At 62.2% G+C, this 14,861-nt stretch carries 13 protein-coding genes and 4 tRNA genes; 14 read left to right on the forward strand and 3 right to left on the reverse strand.

From position 1 onward, the window contains the following. Positions 1–33: 33 nt before the first annotated feature. The 13 genes from truA to DM813_RS24865 all read left to right on the forward strand — a co-directional run bounded on the left by truA (position 34) and on the right by DM813_RS24865 (position 9,635). Entirely contained in the window at positions 34–909 is an 876-nt protein-coding gene (gene truA, locus DM813_RS24805) for a tRNA pseudouridine(38-40) synthase TruA (protein ID WP_128326047.1), read from the forward strand. Positions 910–947: 38 nt separating this feature from the next. Beyond that, the gene (locus DM813_RS24810) at positions 948–1,568 is read left to right on the forward strand and encodes a phosphoribosylanthranilate isomerase (protein ID WP_128326048.1); all 621 of its coding nucleotides are present in this window, start codon (positions 948–950) and stop codon (positions 1,566–1,568) included. A gap of 281 nt (positions 1,569–1,849) precedes the next feature. Then, a complete protein-coding gene (accD, locus tag DM813_RS24815; protein WP_128326049.1) occupies positions 1,850–2,770 on the forward strand; it encodes an acetyl-CoA carboxylase, carboxyltransferase subunit beta in 921 nt (306 codons plus the stop codon). Beyond that, positions 2,767–4,074 carry a bifunctional tetrahydrofolate synthase/dihydrofolate synthase gene (gene folC, locus DM813_RS24820; RefSeq protein WP_128326050.1) on the forward strand — a complete coding sequence of 436 codons (1,308 nt, stop codon included), beginning with the start codon at positions 2,767–2,769 and terminating at the stop codon, positions 4,072–4,074. Before accD ends, folC begins: the two co-directional genes overlap by 4 nt. Continuing rightward, positions 4,058–4,747, forward strand: a complete 690-nt coding sequence (locus DM813_RS24825) for an SPOR domain-containing protein (RefSeq protein ID WP_128326051.1) — start codon at positions 4,058–4,060, stop codon at positions 4,745–4,747. The genes folC and DM813_RS24825 overlap by 17 nt, the downstream gene beginning before the upstream one ends. A 99-nt stretch (positions 4,748–4,846) precedes the next feature. After that, positions 4,847–5,401 carry a CvpA family protein gene (locus DM813_RS24830; protein ID WP_045187244.1) on the forward strand — a complete coding sequence of 185 codons (555 nt, stop codon included), beginning with the start codon at positions 4,847–4,849 and terminating at the stop codon, positions 5,399–5,401. 41 nt (positions 5,402–5,442) lie between these two features. Beyond that, the gene (gene purF / locus DM813_RS24835; RefSeq protein ID WP_128326052.1) at positions 5,443–6,948 is read left to right on the forward strand and encodes an amidophosphoribosyltransferase; all 1,506 of its coding nucleotides are present in this window, start codon (positions 5,443–5,445) and stop codon (positions 6,946–6,948) included. Positions 6,949–6,963: 15 nt separating this feature from the next. After that, the gene (locus DM813_RS24840) at positions 6,964–8,175 is read left to right on the forward strand and encodes an O-succinylhomoserine sulfhydrylase (RefSeq protein WP_128326053.1); all 1,212 of its coding nucleotides are present in this window, start codon (positions 6,964–6,966) and stop codon (positions 8,173–8,175) included. Between the two features lie 11 nt (positions 8,176–8,186). Then, a complete protein-coding gene (locus DM813_RS24845; RefSeq protein WP_206617436.1) occupies positions 8,187–8,945 on the forward strand; it encodes an SDR family oxidoreductase in 759 nt (252 codons plus the stop codon). A 94-nt stretch (positions 8,946–9,039) separates the two neighbouring features. Continuing rightward, positions 9,040–9,115: transfer RNA gene (locus tag DM813_RS24850), tRNA-Val, on the forward strand. A gap of 77 nt (positions 9,116–9,192) precedes the next feature. Beyond that, positions 9,193–9,269 (forward strand) — tRNA-Asp (locus DM813_RS24855). 99 nt (positions 9,270–9,368) lie between these two features. Beyond that, positions 9,369–9,445: transfer RNA gene (locus DM813_RS24860), tRNA-Asp, on the forward strand. Positions 9,446–9,558: 113 nt separating this feature from the next. Beyond that, positions 9,559–9,635 (forward strand) — tRNA-Asp (locus DM813_RS24865). A gap of 73 nt (positions 9,636–9,708) precedes the next feature. Here DM813_RS24865 and DM813_RS24870 read toward each other — a convergent pair. Beyond that, positions 9,709–11,262, reverse strand: a complete 1,554-nt coding sequence (locus tag DM813_RS24870) for a methyl-accepting chemotaxis protein (protein WP_431312009.1) — start codon at positions 11,260–11,262, stop codon at positions 9,709–9,711. Between the two features lie 268 nt (positions 11,263–11,530). Between DM813_RS24870 and DM813_RS24875 the strand changes: the two genes are divergently transcribed. Further along, positions 11,531–12,391 (forward strand): DUF2242 domain-containing protein, encoded by an 861-nt coding sequence (locus DM813_RS24875; RefSeq protein ID WP_128326055.1) that lies wholly within the window; start codon positions 11,531–11,533, stop codon positions 12,389–12,391. 217 nt (positions 12,392–12,608) lie between these two features. Here the strand turns inward: DM813_RS24875 and DM813_RS24880 are convergent, their stop codons facing one another. Then, positions 12,609–13,649: an AraC family transcriptional regulator gene (locus DM813_RS24880; protein WP_128326056.1), complete on the reverse strand. Its 1,041-nt coding sequence runs from the start codon at positions 13,647–13,649 to the stop codon at positions 12,609–12,611. 7 nt (positions 13,650–13,656) lie between these two features. Beyond that, the gene (locus DM813_RS24885) at positions 13,657–14,778 is read right to left on the reverse strand and encodes a nitrilase-related carbon-nitrogen hydrolase (RefSeq protein WP_128326057.1); all 1,122 of its coding nucleotides are present in this window, start codon (positions 14,776–14,778) and stop codon (positions 13,657–13,659) included. Positions 14,779–14,861 lie beyond the last annotated feature (83 nt).

The following is a 14,861-nucleotide window of genomic DNA, read 5'->3' on the forward strand; positions in this document are numbered from 1 at the left end:
CCGCCATCTGCTAAATCGACAGGCTGTATCTTCTTGGAAACTATTGATAACACGGTTGCCGAATCGGCGGCCGAAGGCTTCTTCCGTATTGCTCTGGGCGTTGAATACAAGGGTTCGCGCTACCGGGGGTGGCAGCGCCAGGCCGATGGCGTGCCGAGCGTTCAGCAAACCCTGGAAGAGGCTTTGTCCAAAGTCGCCGATTCGCCTGTGACGCTGTTGTGCGCCGGGCGCACCGACGCGGGGGTGCATGCCTGTGGTCAGGTGGTGCATTTCGACACCCAGGTGGTGCGCAGCATGAAGGCCTGGACCATGGGCGCCAATATCAATTTGCCCCACGACATCAGTGTCAGCTGGGCCAAAGAGATGCCTGCGCATTTTCATGCGCGCTTCAAGGCCATTGCCCGGCGTTACCGCTATGTGATCTACAACGACCAGATTCGCCCGGCGCATCTGGGGCAGGAAGTCACCTGGAACCACCGGCCGCTGGATGTCGAGCGCATGGCGCTGGCCGCCGAGTACCTGGTGGGCACCCACGACTTCAGCGCGTTCCGCGCCGGTCAGTGCCAGGCCAAGTCGCCAATCAAGAACCTTCATCACCTGCGGGTGACGCGCCACGGCAAGATGATTGTCCTGGACATTCGCGCCAGTGCCTTCCTGCACCACATGGTGCGCAACATCGCCGGCGTGCTGATGACCATCGGCGCCGGTGAGCGCCCGGTGGAGTGGGCCCGAGAGGTACTGGAAAGCCGCGAGCGGCGCACGGGCGGGGTAACTGCGCATCCGTTCGGCCTTTACCTGGTGCAGGTTGAGTACCACGACGAGTTCGCTTTGCCCGAGCGTTACATCGGTCCACACTTTATCACCGGTTACGAGTCGCTGGCGGCTGACGACCCACACACCATTTGCTAACATCCGGAACTCTCAAGATCAGCCGAGGTTCACAGGGTATGAGCGCCGTTCGCAGCAAAATCTGTGGCATTACCCGCATCGAGGATGCGCTGGCCGCAGCCGAAGCGGGGGCCGACGCCATTGGCCTGGTGTTCTACGCCAAGAGCCCGCGGGCGGTGGATGTGCAGCAAGCGCGGGCGATCATTGCCGCGTTGCCACCCTTCATCACCACTGTGGGCCTGTTCGTCAATGCCAGTCGCTGCGAGCTGGGCGAAATCCTCGACGCGGTGCCGCTGGACCTGCTGCAATTTCACGGCGATGAAACCCCGGCCGATTGCGCGGGTCATAACCGACCATGGATCAAGGCGTTGCGCGTGCGTCCGGGGGATGACCTGGAGGCTGCCTGCAAGCTGTACAGCGAGGCTAGCGGCATCCTCCTCGATACCTATGTTGCTGGTGTGCCAGGTGGTACGGGGGAGGCCTTCGACTGGTCGCTGGTGCCGGAAAGGCTCAGCAAACCGGTCATCCTCGCCGGTGGGCTGTCGCCCGCCAACGTTGCCAGCGCCATCGCCCAGGTACGTCCGTATGCCGTCGACGTCAGTGGTGGGGTCGAGCAGGCCAAGGGCATCAAGGATGCCGCGCTGATCGAAGCCTTTATCAAGGCGGTCAAGCAGGCGTGATAAGGTCTGCTGTTGCGGATGTGACGGCTGGCCGCGCGCCATCGTCCATAGCTTTCGCAGCCCGGTGCTGCCGGATCGCACCTATGGGGCGGTCGAAATTACCGGGTGGCGCCATTGGCGTCGCCCTTACAGGTTGACGATGGATCGGTGTCAGGGCACCTCGCTGTACGCGAGGCGTCGGAGCCGGACCCTCATCGCGATATACATGAATTGAGCTCAAGGGCATACGCGCGAGCCTGGCAGCCAAAGCCTGCGGGTCGCCGTTACTGGAGAAAGAAAGCATGAGCAACTGGTTAGTAGACAAACTGATCCCTTCGATCATGCGTTCCGAGGTGAAGAAGAGTTCGGTACCTGAAGGGCTGTGGCACAAGTGCCCGTCCTGCGAGGCCGTGCTGTATCGTCCGGAGCTGGAAAAGACCCTGGATGTCTGCCCCAAGTGCAACCACCACATGCGCATCGGCGCGCGTGCGCGTATCGATATCTTCCTCGATGCCGAAGGCCGCGCCGAGCTGGGCGCCGAACTGGAGCCGGTTGACCGCCTGAAGTTCCGTGATGGCAAGAAGTACAAGGATCGCCTGAGCGCCGCCCAGAAGCAGACCGGTGAAAAGGATGCACTGATCTCCATGAGCGGTACCCTGCTGGGTATGCCGGTGGTGGTCAGTGCCTTCGAATTCTCCTTCATGGGCGGTTCGATGGGCGCCATTGTCGGTGAGCGCTTTGTTCGTGCAGCCAACTACGCCCTGGAAAACCGTTGCCCTATGGTCTGCTTCTCGGCCTCGGGCGGCGCGCGCATGCAGGAAGCGCTGATATCGCTGATGCAGATGGCCAAGACCTCCGCCGTGCTGGCGCGCCTGCGCGAAGAGGGCATTCCGTTCATCTCGGTACTGACCGACCCGGTCTACGGTGGCGTCTCGGCCAGCCTGGCCATGCTCGGCGATGTCATCGTCGGCGAGCCAAAGGCGCTGATCGGCTTCGCCGGTCCTCGTGTGATCGAGCAGACCGTGCGCGAGAAGCTGCCGGAAGGTTTCCAGCGCAGCGAGTTCCTCCTTGAACACGGTGCCATCGATATGATCATTCCGCGTCAGGAAATGCGCCAGCGCCTGGGTAACCTGCTGGCACAGATGATGGGCCTGCCGACGCCGAAGTTCGTCGCACCTGTGCTTGAGCCGATCGTCGTTCCGCCGGCGCCTGCTACCGTATGATCCAACGTACCCTTGGCGACTGGCTCGCCTATCTCGAGCAGTTGCACCCCTCGGCCATCGACATGGGCCTGGCGCGTTCGCAACAGGTTGCGGCCAGGCTCGGGCTGGACAAGCCGGCGCCACGGGTAATCACCGTGACTGGCACCAATGGCAAGGGCTCGACCTGTGCCTTTCTGGCTGCCTTGTTGCGCGCCCAGGGCCTCAAGGTCGGGGTCTACAGCTCGCCGCACTTGTTGCGCTACAACGAGCGGGTGCAGATCGACGGTCGCGAGGCCAGCGATGAACAGCTGTGTGATGCGTTTGCCGCAGTTGAAGCCGCGCGCGGCGACATTTCCCTGACCTACTTCGAAGCCGGTACGCTGGCGGCGTTCTGGCTGTTCAGGCAGTCGGCGCTGGATGCCGTGGTGCTTGAAGTGGGATTGGGCGGGCGCCTGGATACGGTCAATATCGTTGATGCCGATATGGCACTGGTCACCAGCATCGGTGTTGATCATGCCGATTACCTGGGAGATACCCGTGAGTCGGTGGCCTTCGAGAAGGCCGGCATCTTCCGCCAGGGCAAGCCGGCGTTGTGTGGCGACCTGAACCCGCCGCAACCGCTGCAGGACAAGGCGCGCGAGCTGAGTTGCCCGTTCTTCCTGCGTGGGCGTGATTTCGACCTGGCCAGTACGGATCAGTGCTGGCAATGGCGCGGCCTGGACAGCGCCGGCCAGCAGGTCGAACTGCATGACCTGCCATTGCTCGACCTGCCGATGGAAAACGCCGCGTTGGCGCTGCAAGCCTATCTGTTGCTGGGGCTGCCCTGGGATGCTGGGCAGATTGCGGCAACGTTGTGTGCTACGCGGATCGTCGGTCGTCTGGACCGTCGGACATTTCACTGGCAGGGCAAGGCGTTGACTATCCTCATGGATGTCGGGCACAACCCGCACGCTGCCGAGTACCTGGCCCGACGCCTTGCCGAGCGGCCGGTGCAGGGCAAGCGCCTGGCGGTGTTCGGTTTGTTGGCCGACAAGGACCTCGAGGGGGTAGTGCAGCCGCTGTTGGGTGAACTCCAGCAGTGGGCGGTTGCGCCGCTGGACACGGCGCGCAGCCGGGCGGCGGATGAGCTTGAGGCGACCCTGGCCGGGCTCGGTGCCGAGGTCGTGCGTTATTCCAGCGTGGCGGATGCACTTGACGGTCAGTGCGCGCTGGCAACGGCCGATGACGAAATCGTGCTGTTCGGATCGTTTTTCTGTGTCGGCGAAGCCCTGCAGTGGCTGGGCCGGCACGCCATGGAGGAAGGGGCAGATGGCATTGCTGGATAAAGTGGTCAAGCAGCGGATGGTCGGTGCGCTGGTGCTGGTCGCACTGGCGGTGATCTTCCTGCCGATGCTGTTCTCCCGTGAAGACGAGATGCGCCAGGTGCGTGTCGACGCGCCGGAAGCGCCGGCAGCGCCGACCATGGCCCCGGTGCAGGTCGAGCCGGTGGCGGTGCCCGAGCCGCAGGTGCTGCCTGAAGAAGCCCCGGTGGTGGTTGACGAATCCACGGCGCCCGCTCAGGCTCCAAGCGCGCCGATCACGGCGGTGGTTCCCACGGCCGTTCCGGTGACGCCTCCGACGCCTGCCCCTGTTCCTGCGCCAACGGTCGCCAGCAAGCCGGTGACGCCAGCGCCTGCTGCGGTCAAACCTGAAGCCAAGCCGGCCGCTACGGTTGCCACTGCCGCCAAGCCGGCAGCGGGCAAGATCGACGCCAATGGCCTGCCGGTCAGCTGGTCGGTACAGTTGGCCAGCCTGTCCAGCCGGGCGGGCGCCGACAACCTGCAGAAAACCCTGCGCAGTCAGGGTTACAACGCCTATATCCGTTCGGCCGGTGGCATGAACCGGGTGTATGTCGGGCCGCTGATCGAGCGCGCCGAGGCCGAGCGTCTGCGTGATGTGATCAGCCGCCAGCAGAAGCTGAACGGCATCATTGTGCGCTTCCAGCCCGAGCGCAGTTGAAGAGGCGCTGCCCGGCTGGCGCCGGGCGGTAAATCACTGCTTACCGACAGCCCGCTGCTCTGGTAAAATGCGCCGCCTTATCCGTTTGCAGGCAACACTGTGGCATTTACCTGGGTCGACTGGGCGATTTTCGCGATCATCGCCATTTCTTCGCTGATCAGTCTCAAGCGCGGCTTCGTCAAAGAGGCCTTGTCGCTGCTTACCTGGATCATTGCCGGTGCGGTAGCCTGGATGTTCGGTGGCTCGTTGTCGCAGTACCTGGAATCCTATATCCAGACGCCTTCGGCCCGGGTCATCGCCGGATGCGCCATTCTTTTCGTCGCCACCCTGCTGGTGGGGGCCATGATCAACTTTCTCATCGGCGAGCTGATTCGCGTCACCGGGCTTTCCGGGACCGATCGCTTCCTGGGCATGGCATTCGGTGCCGCCCGTGGAGCCTTGCTGGTGGTGGTGGCTGTCGGGCTGTTGAGCCTGGGGCCGGTACAACAGGATCAGTGGTGGCAGGACTCGCGCCTGATACCACAATTTCTATTGGTGGCTGACTGGTCGAAAAACCTCATTCTGGGGTTCACCAGTCAGTGGCTAGCCAGCGGGATCAGCGCACCGGCTGATCTCCCGTTCAAGGATCAGCTTCTGGGGCCCAAGACGCCTTGAGAGCTGCTCAGTCCAGTTTCATTAAGTAGGGGTTGCGTCGCATGTGTGGCATCGTCGGTATCGTCGGTAAGTCGAACGTCAATCAGGCGCTGTATGACGCGCTAACCGTCCTCCAGCACCGCGGCCAGGACGCTGCCGGTATTGTGACCAGCCATGATGGCCGGTTATTCCTGCGCAAGGACAACGGCCTGGTTCGTGATGTGTTCCAGCAGCGCCATATGCAGCGCCTGGTCGGCCACATGGGCATTGGCCATGTGCGCTATCCGACTGCGGGCAGCTCGACCTCGGCCGAGGCCCAGCCGTTCTACGTCAACTCGCCATATGGCATCACCCTGGCGCACAACGGTAACCTGACCAACGTTGAGCAGTTGGCCAAGGAGATCTACGAGTCTGACCTGCGCCACGTCAACACCAGCTCCGACTCTGAAGTCCTGCTCAACGTCTTTGCTCATGAACTGGCGGTGCGCGGCAAGCTGCAGCCGACCGAAGAAGACGTGTTCGCCGCAGTGACCGATGTGCACAACCGTTGCGTGGGTGGCTACGCCGTGGTGGCAATGATCACCGGTTACGGCATCGTCGGCTTCCGCGACCCGAACGGCATCCGTCCGATCGTGTTCGGCCAGCGTCACACCGACGAAGGCGTCGAGTACATGATCGCTTCCGAGAGCGTTTCGCTGGATGTGCTCGGTTTCACCCTGATTCGCGACCTGGCGCCGGGCGAAGCGGTGTACATCACCGAAGAAGGCAAGCTGCACACCCGTCAGTGCGCCACCAACCCGCAATTGTCGCCGTGCATCTTCGAACACGTTTACCTGGCTCGTCCTGACTCGATCATCGACGGCGTCTCGGTCTACAAGGCGCGCCTGCGCATGGGCGAGAAGCTGGCCGAGAAGATCCAGCGCGAGCGTCCTGATCACGACATCGACGTGGTCATCCCGATTCCTGACACCAGCCGTACCGCTGCGCTGGAACTGGCTAACCACCTGGGCGTCAAGTTCCGCGAAGGCTTCGTCAAGAACCGCTACATCGGCCGTACCTTCATCATGCCTGGCCAGGCGGCGCGCAAGAAGTCGGTCCGCCAGAAGCTCAACGCGATCGAGCTGGAGTTCCGCGGCAAGAACGTGATGCTGGTCGACGACTCCATCGTGCGTGGCACCACGTGCAAACAGATCATTCAGATGGCACGTGAAGCCGGGGCGAAGAACGTCTACTTCTGCTCGGCCGCACCTGCAGTGCGTTACCCCAACGTCTACGGCATCGACATGCCGAGCGCTCATGAGCTGATCGCCCACAACCGCAGCACCGAAGATGTCGCCGAGCTTATCGGCGCTGACTGGCTGGTTTACCAGGACCTGCCAGACCTGATCGAAGCGGTCGGCGGCGGCAAGATCAAGATTGAGCATTTCGACTGCGCAGTGTTCGACGGCAAGTATGTGACCGGCGACATTGACGAGGCCTACCTGAACAAGATCGAGCAGGCGCGAAATGATGCCTCGAAGGTCAAGAATCAGGCGGTCAGCGCAATCATCGACCTCTATAACAACTGAATCAGGAGCAGCGGCATGACACAGGAATGGGATGCCGGGCGCCTGGACAGCGACCTCGAAGGGGTCGCTTTCGATACGCTGGCGGTACGCGCCGGTCAGCATCGAACGCCGGAAGGTGAGCACAGCGACCCGCTGTTCTTCACCTCCAGCTATGTGTTCCGTACAGCGGCCGACGCCGCTGCACGGTTCGCCGGCGAGGTTCCAGGCAACGTCTATTCACGCTACACCAACCCGACCGTACGTGCGTTCGAAGAGCGCATCGCTGCCCTGGAAGGTGCCGAGCAGGCGGTGGCAACGTCCACCGGCATGTCGGCAATCCTGTCCACGGTGATGGCGCTGTGCAGCGCCGGTGACCATGTACTGGTCTCGCAGAGCGTATTCGGTTCGACCATCAGCCTGTTCGAGAAGTATTTCAAGCGCTTCGGCGTGCAGGTCGACTACGTGCCACTGGCGGACCTGACCGGCTGGGACAAGGCCATCAAGGCCAACACCAAGCTGCTGTTCGTCGAGTCGCCGTCCAATCCGCTGGCCGAGCTGGTGGATATCGCGGCGCTGGCCGAGATTGCCCATGCCAAGGGCGCACAGCTGGTTGTGGATAACTGCTTCAGTACCCCGGCCTTGCAGCAACCGCTGAAGCTGGGCGCCGACATCGTCGTGCACTCGGCAACCAAGTTCATCGACGGCCAAGGTCGTTGCATGGGTGGCGTCGTAGCCGGGCGCAGCGAGCAGATGAAAGAAGTAGTGGGCTTCCTGCGCACTGCCGGGCCGTCTCTGAGCCCGTTCAACGCCTGGATCTTCCTCAAGGGCCTGGAGACGCTCAATCTGCGTATGCGTGCCCATTGCGCCAATGCCCAGGCCCTGGCCGAATGGCTGGAGCAGCAGGACGGCATCGAGAAAGTGCACTACGCCGGGCTTGAGAGCCATCCGCAGCATGCGCTCGCAAAAAGCCAGATGAGTGGCTTCGGCGCGGTGGTGAGCTTCGAGGTCAAGGGTGGCAAAGAAGGCGCCTGGCGTTTCATCGATGCCACACGCCTGATTTCGATCACCGCCAACCTGGGCGACAGCAAGACCACCATCACCCATCCGGGCACCACCTCCCACGGCCGTCTGTCGCCGCAGGAGCGTGAGGCTGCAGGCATTCGCGACAGCCTGATCCGGGTGGCCGTGGGCCTGGAAGACGTCGGCGACCTCAAGGCCGATCTGGCCCGCGGTCTGGCGGCGCTGTGATCGACTGGTCGGTGGGCGACAGCAGCCATAACGGCCGTGTCGCCCTGGTCACCGGTGCGGCCCGGGGGATCGGCCTGGGCATTGCGGCCTGGCTGATTGCCGAGGGCTGGCAGGTGGTGCTGACCGACCTTGACCGTGCGCGAGGCGCCAAGGTCGCCAAGGTGCTGGGTGACAACGCCTGGTTCATCGGCATGGATGTCGCCGATGAAGCCCAGGTCAAGACCGGGGTGGCCGAAGTGCTCGGCCAGTTCGGGCGCCTGGATGCGCTGGTGTGCAATGCCGCCGTCGCCGATCCGCACAACACCACCCTGGAAACCCTGAGCCTTGCTCATTGGAATCGCGTGTTGGCGGTCAACCTCGGTGGGCCCATGCTGTTGGCCAAGCACTGTGCGCCTTACCTGCGTGCTCACGGCGGCGCCATCGTCAACCTGGCGTCTACCCGCGCTGGTCAGTCAGAGCCCGATACCGAGGCGTATGCAGCGAGCAAGGGCGGTTTGCTGGCCCTGACCCACGCCCTGGCGATGAGTCTGGGGCCAGAGATTCGCGTCAACGCTGTAAGTCCCGGCTGGATTGATGCCCGGGACCCGTCGCAGCGCCGCGCTGAACCTTTGAGCGAAACCGATCATGCCCAGCATCCGGCGGGCAGGGTAGGGACGGTGGAAGACGTGGCAGCCATGGTTGCCTGGTTGTTGTCGCGCAATGCTGGCTTCGTCACCGGTCAGGAGTTCGTGGTCGACGGCGGTATGACCAAGAAGATGATCTACACGTAACACTGCTTTTTTGCCCTTTTTGAAAAAAACTTCAACGGGGGTATTGACTTAGGTTCGATACCTGCGTAAATTTCGCCACCTCAGCGAAGCACACGGGTGATTAGCTCAGCCGGGAGAGCATCTGCCTTACAAGCAGAGGGTCGGCGGTTCGATCCCGTCATCACCCACCACTTCCTGAGATGTTCCTGGCCCGACACAATCGCAAGAAGGTGTTACCAGAGAGGAACAGGACGCAAGTCCACTATGCGCAGCGGTAGTTCAGTCGGTTAGAATACCGGCCTGTCACGCCGGGGGTCGCGGGTTCGAGTCCCGTCCGCTGCGCCACTTTTCTCCAGATCGGTTCAACGACCGGTTTGAGGTCCGAAGGTGCTAAAGCCTTCAGGCCAGATCCCAGTTTCAAGCAAGCGCAAGCTTGTACGATACGCAGCGGTAGTTCAGTCGGTTAGAATACCGGCCTGTCACGCCGGGGGTCGCGGGTTCGAGTCCCGTCCGCTGCGCCATATTCACCTGGAGGCCCTTGAACTCCTCCAGGTAACAAAAAGAGCGACATTAGGTTCGCTTTTTTTGTGCCTGAGATTAGCGGCAGTTTCGCAGTCCAGGTGAGCACGACCACGCAGCGGTAGTTCAGTCGGTTAGAATACCGGCCTGTCACGCCGGGGGTCGCGGGTTCGAGTCCCGTCCGCTGCGCCATATTGATGTAACGAAAAAAGCGACCTCAGGTCGCTTTTTTTGTGCGCGCAATTTGGCAGCCCCGGCCAGGCAACTAGACCCTGAAGCGCGCCACCAGCGCTTGCAGCTCCCCGCCCAGGCGCGCCAGTTCCACCGACGAGGCGGCGGTCTGCTGTGAGGCGGTTGAAGACTGTTCCGCCACATCCCGCACACTCAGCACGCTGCGGTTGATCGATTCGGCCACGGCGCTCTGCTGTTCGGCGGCGGTGGCGATTTGCAGGTTCATGCTCTGGATGCTGGTCACCGTCTGGGTGATGGCTTGCAGTTCTATACCCGCCTCATTGGCCAGCGCCACGGTGGTACCGACCATTTCGTGGCTGTTATGCATCATCTGCGCGGCTTTTTGTGCGCCTTGTTGCAGCGAAACAATCAACGCTTCGATCTGCGCGGTGGACTGCTGGGTGCGCTTGGCCAGTGCGCGGACTTCGTCGGCCACCACGGCGAACCCACGCCCGGCGTCACCTGCCCGTGCCGCTTCGATCGCGGCATTGAGGGCCAGCAGGTTGGTTTGCTCGGCCACGGCGTTGATTACTGTCATTACGCTGCTGATGTGTTCGCTTTCGGTCGACAGCTGGTTGACCGCCTCGGCGGAGCTGCCGATGTCGACGGCCAGTTGCCCGATCTGGGCCAGCGCCCGTTGCACCACCTGGTTGCCCTGATTGGCCTGGCTGTTGGCCTGGCGGGTGGCTTCGCTGGCTTCTTCGGCATTGCGTGCCACGTCCTGGACGGTGGCGACCATCTCGCTCATGGCCGTCGCCACCTGGTCGGTCTCGACCTTCTGGCTGTTGATACCGGCACTGGTTTGTTCGGTAATGGCGGACAGCTCCTCGGCGGCCGTAGACAGCTGGCGAGTGACGTTGCTGGCCTGGCCGAGCATTTCGCGCAGGTTGTTGCCGCTTTGCTCCAGCGCCAACAGCAGTTGGCCGAATTCGTCGTGGCGAAGTTCGCTGGCTGTAGGGGTCAGGTCACCTTCGCCGATGCGCCGGGCGATTACCACGGCCTGGCGCAAGGGTAGGGTAATCTGGCGGATGATCACGGCGCTGATGAGCACGCCCAGCACCAGGGCGCAGAACAGCAGGGCGAGCATCAGAGTACGGCTGTGGCTGGACTCCTCATTGCTGCGCTGGTTCTGCAAGCTGATCAACTGATTGATTGCCTCAAGGCCCCTGTGCACATTCTCCAGCAACTGATCGTGAAGCTGGGCTTGCTTGGGGCCGTTGGCGGGTGCAGCCTGCAGTTGCCGGAACTGCTCCTGGTAGCGTTGCAGGTCGTCTTGCGTAGCGCGCAACAGGCGCTGTGAGTCGGCGTCAAGCAGGTGCCTGAGGTTTTCATCGAGCAGTTGCCGGGTTTGTTGAGAGGCTTCGTTCAACTGATCGGCAAATACCGCTTCACGGCGCTGCTCGAAGCTCAACTGGGCAGCGCGCATTTCATTGAGGTTGTCGAGGATGTAGTTGACCGATACCAGCCGGTCGGCACGTTGGGTCAGGGTATTCAGGCTGCTGATGGCAGTGATGGCCAGGAGCACCATCAACACCAGGATAGGGGTGAAGCCGAGCAATAGCTTGATTTTCACTGACAGGTTTTTCACCGGGGTAACTCCTTGTAGTGGTCCGGTCTGGGTAGTGGCTACATGCCAGCGTAGTTGCACATTTGCAGGTTAAGAAGCCGGAGCAAGGTAGATTCCCGCAGAGTGCCAACTGAATGGATACAAGATTTTTCGACCAGCGGCGCCCAGGGCTTCGCGCTTGATTTACGGCCTTGCCAAGGATTTTTCCGGGGTGATTGCGCTGCTGCGGTTTCAGTGATCCGCCGATGTGTTGCACAATAGGCGTTGATCGTTTTACTCAGGATTTGCAATGTCAAAGTCAACCGTCTTGGGTGCGCTCGGGCTGGCCCTTGTGCTGGCGGGTGTTTCCGGCTGTTCCTCGAAGAAAGCTGCCATCTACGAACACGAGAATTTCGACGACTCGGGTACTTATTCGCGCAGCTTTGCGGTTAACGAAGCCAGTACTTGCGAAGCGGCCCGGCGGGCCTTGCTCAGCCAGGGTTACATCATCACCAGCAGCGATGCCGGCCAGGTCAATGGCAACAAAAGCTTCCAGCAGACGGGCGAATCGCATCTGCAGATCAGCTTCAATGTGGTCTGTGCCCGCGACAGCGAAGACGAGCAGCGCTCGACCATGTTCGCCAACGCCTTGCAGGACCGCTATGCGCTGAAAAAATCCAACACCTCGGCCAGTGTCGGGGTGGGGGTGCTGGGTTCGCTATCGATGCCCATCGGCTCGACCGACGATTCGATGGTCAAGGTTGCCAGTGAGACCGTTACTTCCGCGAGGTTCTACGAGCGTTATTTCGCGCTGGTCGAGAGCTTCCTGCCCAAGGAGCCGAAGAAAAAGCTCGCGCTGAAAAAGCCCGTCGATAAACCTGCGCCTGAGCTGGGTATGCCCGAGCCTGCGCCGGTAGCAGCGCCTGCCACCCTGGCGCCGGATGCGCCGGTGGCCGTGCCTGTCAGCGAGCCAGCAGCGGCGCCGCAGGCGGCAACCGTTGAAGCGGCGCCAGCGCCTGTGGTGGATGACAGCGCCGGCTCCAAGCCGGTGGCGCCCCCGGTCGATGCTGCCCCGATCAACGTCGAACAGCCTGTGCCAGTCAGCGCCGAACCGGTATCGACGGTGAATCCGGCGGTGCCGGTCAGCAGCCCTGAGCAGGCACCGCAATAACCGGGCGGATAAATTCTGCGTCTGCTGCTACGTTGTGTTGATACGCGTCATTGTCATTTTTTATTCATCGCGGCACTTTAGGCTCGATGACGAATCAATGAATCGAATGAGAAACGACGGAGCAGACGATGGACGACTATCAAGAAGAACTACTCGAATACCGCGCCTTTGAGCTCGATCCGCCTGAGCCGGCCGAGGACGCCACCGAGCTGTAATCTCAGCCGGTACGCCGCTGGCTGCGGCGAAACTCCCCCGGGGTCATGCTGTTCCAGCGCTTGAATGCGCGCTGGAAGGCTTCGGCCGAAGCAAACCCGAGCAAATAGGCGATCTCGCCGAAAGCCAGCTCTGTGTCGCGGATGTAGGCCATGGCCAGGTCGCGGCGCGTGTCATTGAGAATCGCGCGAAACTGCGTGCCTTCCTCGGCCAGCTTGCGTCGTAGCGTCCAGGTGGGCAGTTGCAGGTGGTGCGCCACTTCCTCCAGATCCGGTTCCCGTCCGCCATTGAGCAGCGGCCCCAGCAAGTGGGCGATGCGCTCGCTCAGGCTACGGATGCGCGTGCGTTGTTCCAGTTCCGTTTCACACAGTTTGAGCAGGTGCTGCCAGGTGCTTGGACAGTGCGTCGGGTTGCGCAGGGCCAGGCTCGCACGACTCAGGCGCAGCTGATTGGTCTGCGCGCCAAACTGCACCGGGGTTGAACATAGCGCCTGGTAGTGGCTGGCGTAGGGTGGTGCCTCGAATTCGATTTCCATCCGTTCGGCCAGCAGCGTGACCCCGGCCAGGCTCGACAATTGCGCCAGCCAGCCAGACAACAGCGAATCCACTACAAAACGGTTGTAGGTGTTGTAGGGGCTGATGGAGTAAAAGCGCAGCCAGGCGCCACTGGCGTCCTCGTCAAAGCTTGAATGGCCGCGGTAGTTGGCGGCGTACAGCGGCTCAAAGCGCAACAATGTGCGCGCCGCCGCACCGACGGTGGGGGCTTGGGCCGCGGTGACGCCTGCCAGGCCTGCCTGGCTCAGGCGGCTGATCTGGCCCATGTGCAAGCCCAGTGCCGGGTCGCCAGTCAGTTCGATGGCGGCATGGCCCAGGTGCATGTACCGCGGAATGGACAGGCGCGCGCCGGCTTCGGCCAGGCGGTCAGTGTCCAAGCCATAGCGCTCCAGCAGCGCTGTGGGCTCGATGCCGCGCTGCTGCAGGGTTTCGCTTAGGCTTTGGATAAAACCCACTGACAGGTCTCCCAGGCGCATCCGTGGACGGTTCATGCCGAGCCTATAGCCACAGGTTCAGCAGGCGGGCGCCAGCAGTGCCGGCGCCGGTCAGGTTGAGGCCAGCGCGACTGGCAAAACCCTGGCCATCAACGACTTCGTCCCAGAAGCGCCCACGCAGGAACACGCTCATGCTGCTGATCCCGGTAGGGTTGGCGTTCAGCGTCAGCTGTTGCCAAGCCTGGGCTTCGCTGACTTCGCCGGGTTTGATCGGGAGGGTGGCTGCCAGGGGCTGGTGGCGGTTCCCGCGCCACGGCCCGTTCCAGCTGCCTTTGCCTGACAGAAACGCCGGGTTGGCAATCAGTTGCGCTGACTGATTGACCAGTTGTTGCTGGTTGCTCGGGTACCAGCTGTCGCTGCCGATCAGCACCCCCAGGCGCCCGGCGGGGGTTTGCAGGACTTGTGGTGGCTGGTCGGTGCCGCTGCTGATAAAACGCCGCACTTCTCCATCGGGGTGTTGTTGCAGCTGCGGCTGGCCAAGCACCGAGCCGTCGCCTGCAAACACCAGGCTGCTGTTGTACAAGGCGCCCGAGCCGATTTTCAGGATGCCACGCTCTACATAAGGGGAGGGCAGCACAATCGAGCCTGCCACCAGGGTGACACCGAACTCTTTGGCCAGGCCACTGAACAGTTGCTGGTAGTCACTGGCCATCTGCTGCGCCTTCATGCGCAGGTGGGCATCGGCACGGCGGTCATCGCCTTCGGCACCGAGCATGGCCAGGCCGTAGCTGAGCGGGTTGCTCAGTTCCAGCCATTGCCAGGCTTCGCGACGTTGGGTGACCTGGTAGAGCTCGTTCTTCTCGCCCCGGGCCCAGAGCCAGGTACCGATGTGCTCGGGCAGGATGACCACGGTGCGAGCGTTGATCAGGCCTTGCGCGCGGGCTTGCTCAAGGTAGGCGGCCAGTTTGCGGTGCAGTCGCTGAAGGTTCTGGTAGTCGCCGGGATACAGCTGTGGCTCGACCCCGAGCAGATTGCCGTGGTCGGCGGGAATCCCTTCGCTCAGGGTCAGTTCGACGCGCAGGTCCGACAGGTAATGCCCGGTGGGTCGTTGCCCGGTCCAGAACCCGTAGCCGCACAGTGCAGCAATGATGACCAGCGCCAAGGCGCCCAACAGGAGTTTTCGCATGAATCAGCACAGCACCAGCAAGGGATTCGGTGATTAGGGTAGACCCCGCGTGCAGTAGGATCAATAACTTGTAACTTTCGGTC

The organism is Pseudomonas alkylphenolica (assembly GCF_004025535.1).
Taxonomy (GTDB): Bacteria; Pseudomonadota; Gammaproteobacteria; order Pseudomonadales; family Pseudomonadaceae; genus Aquipseudomonas; species Aquipseudomonas alkylphenolica_A.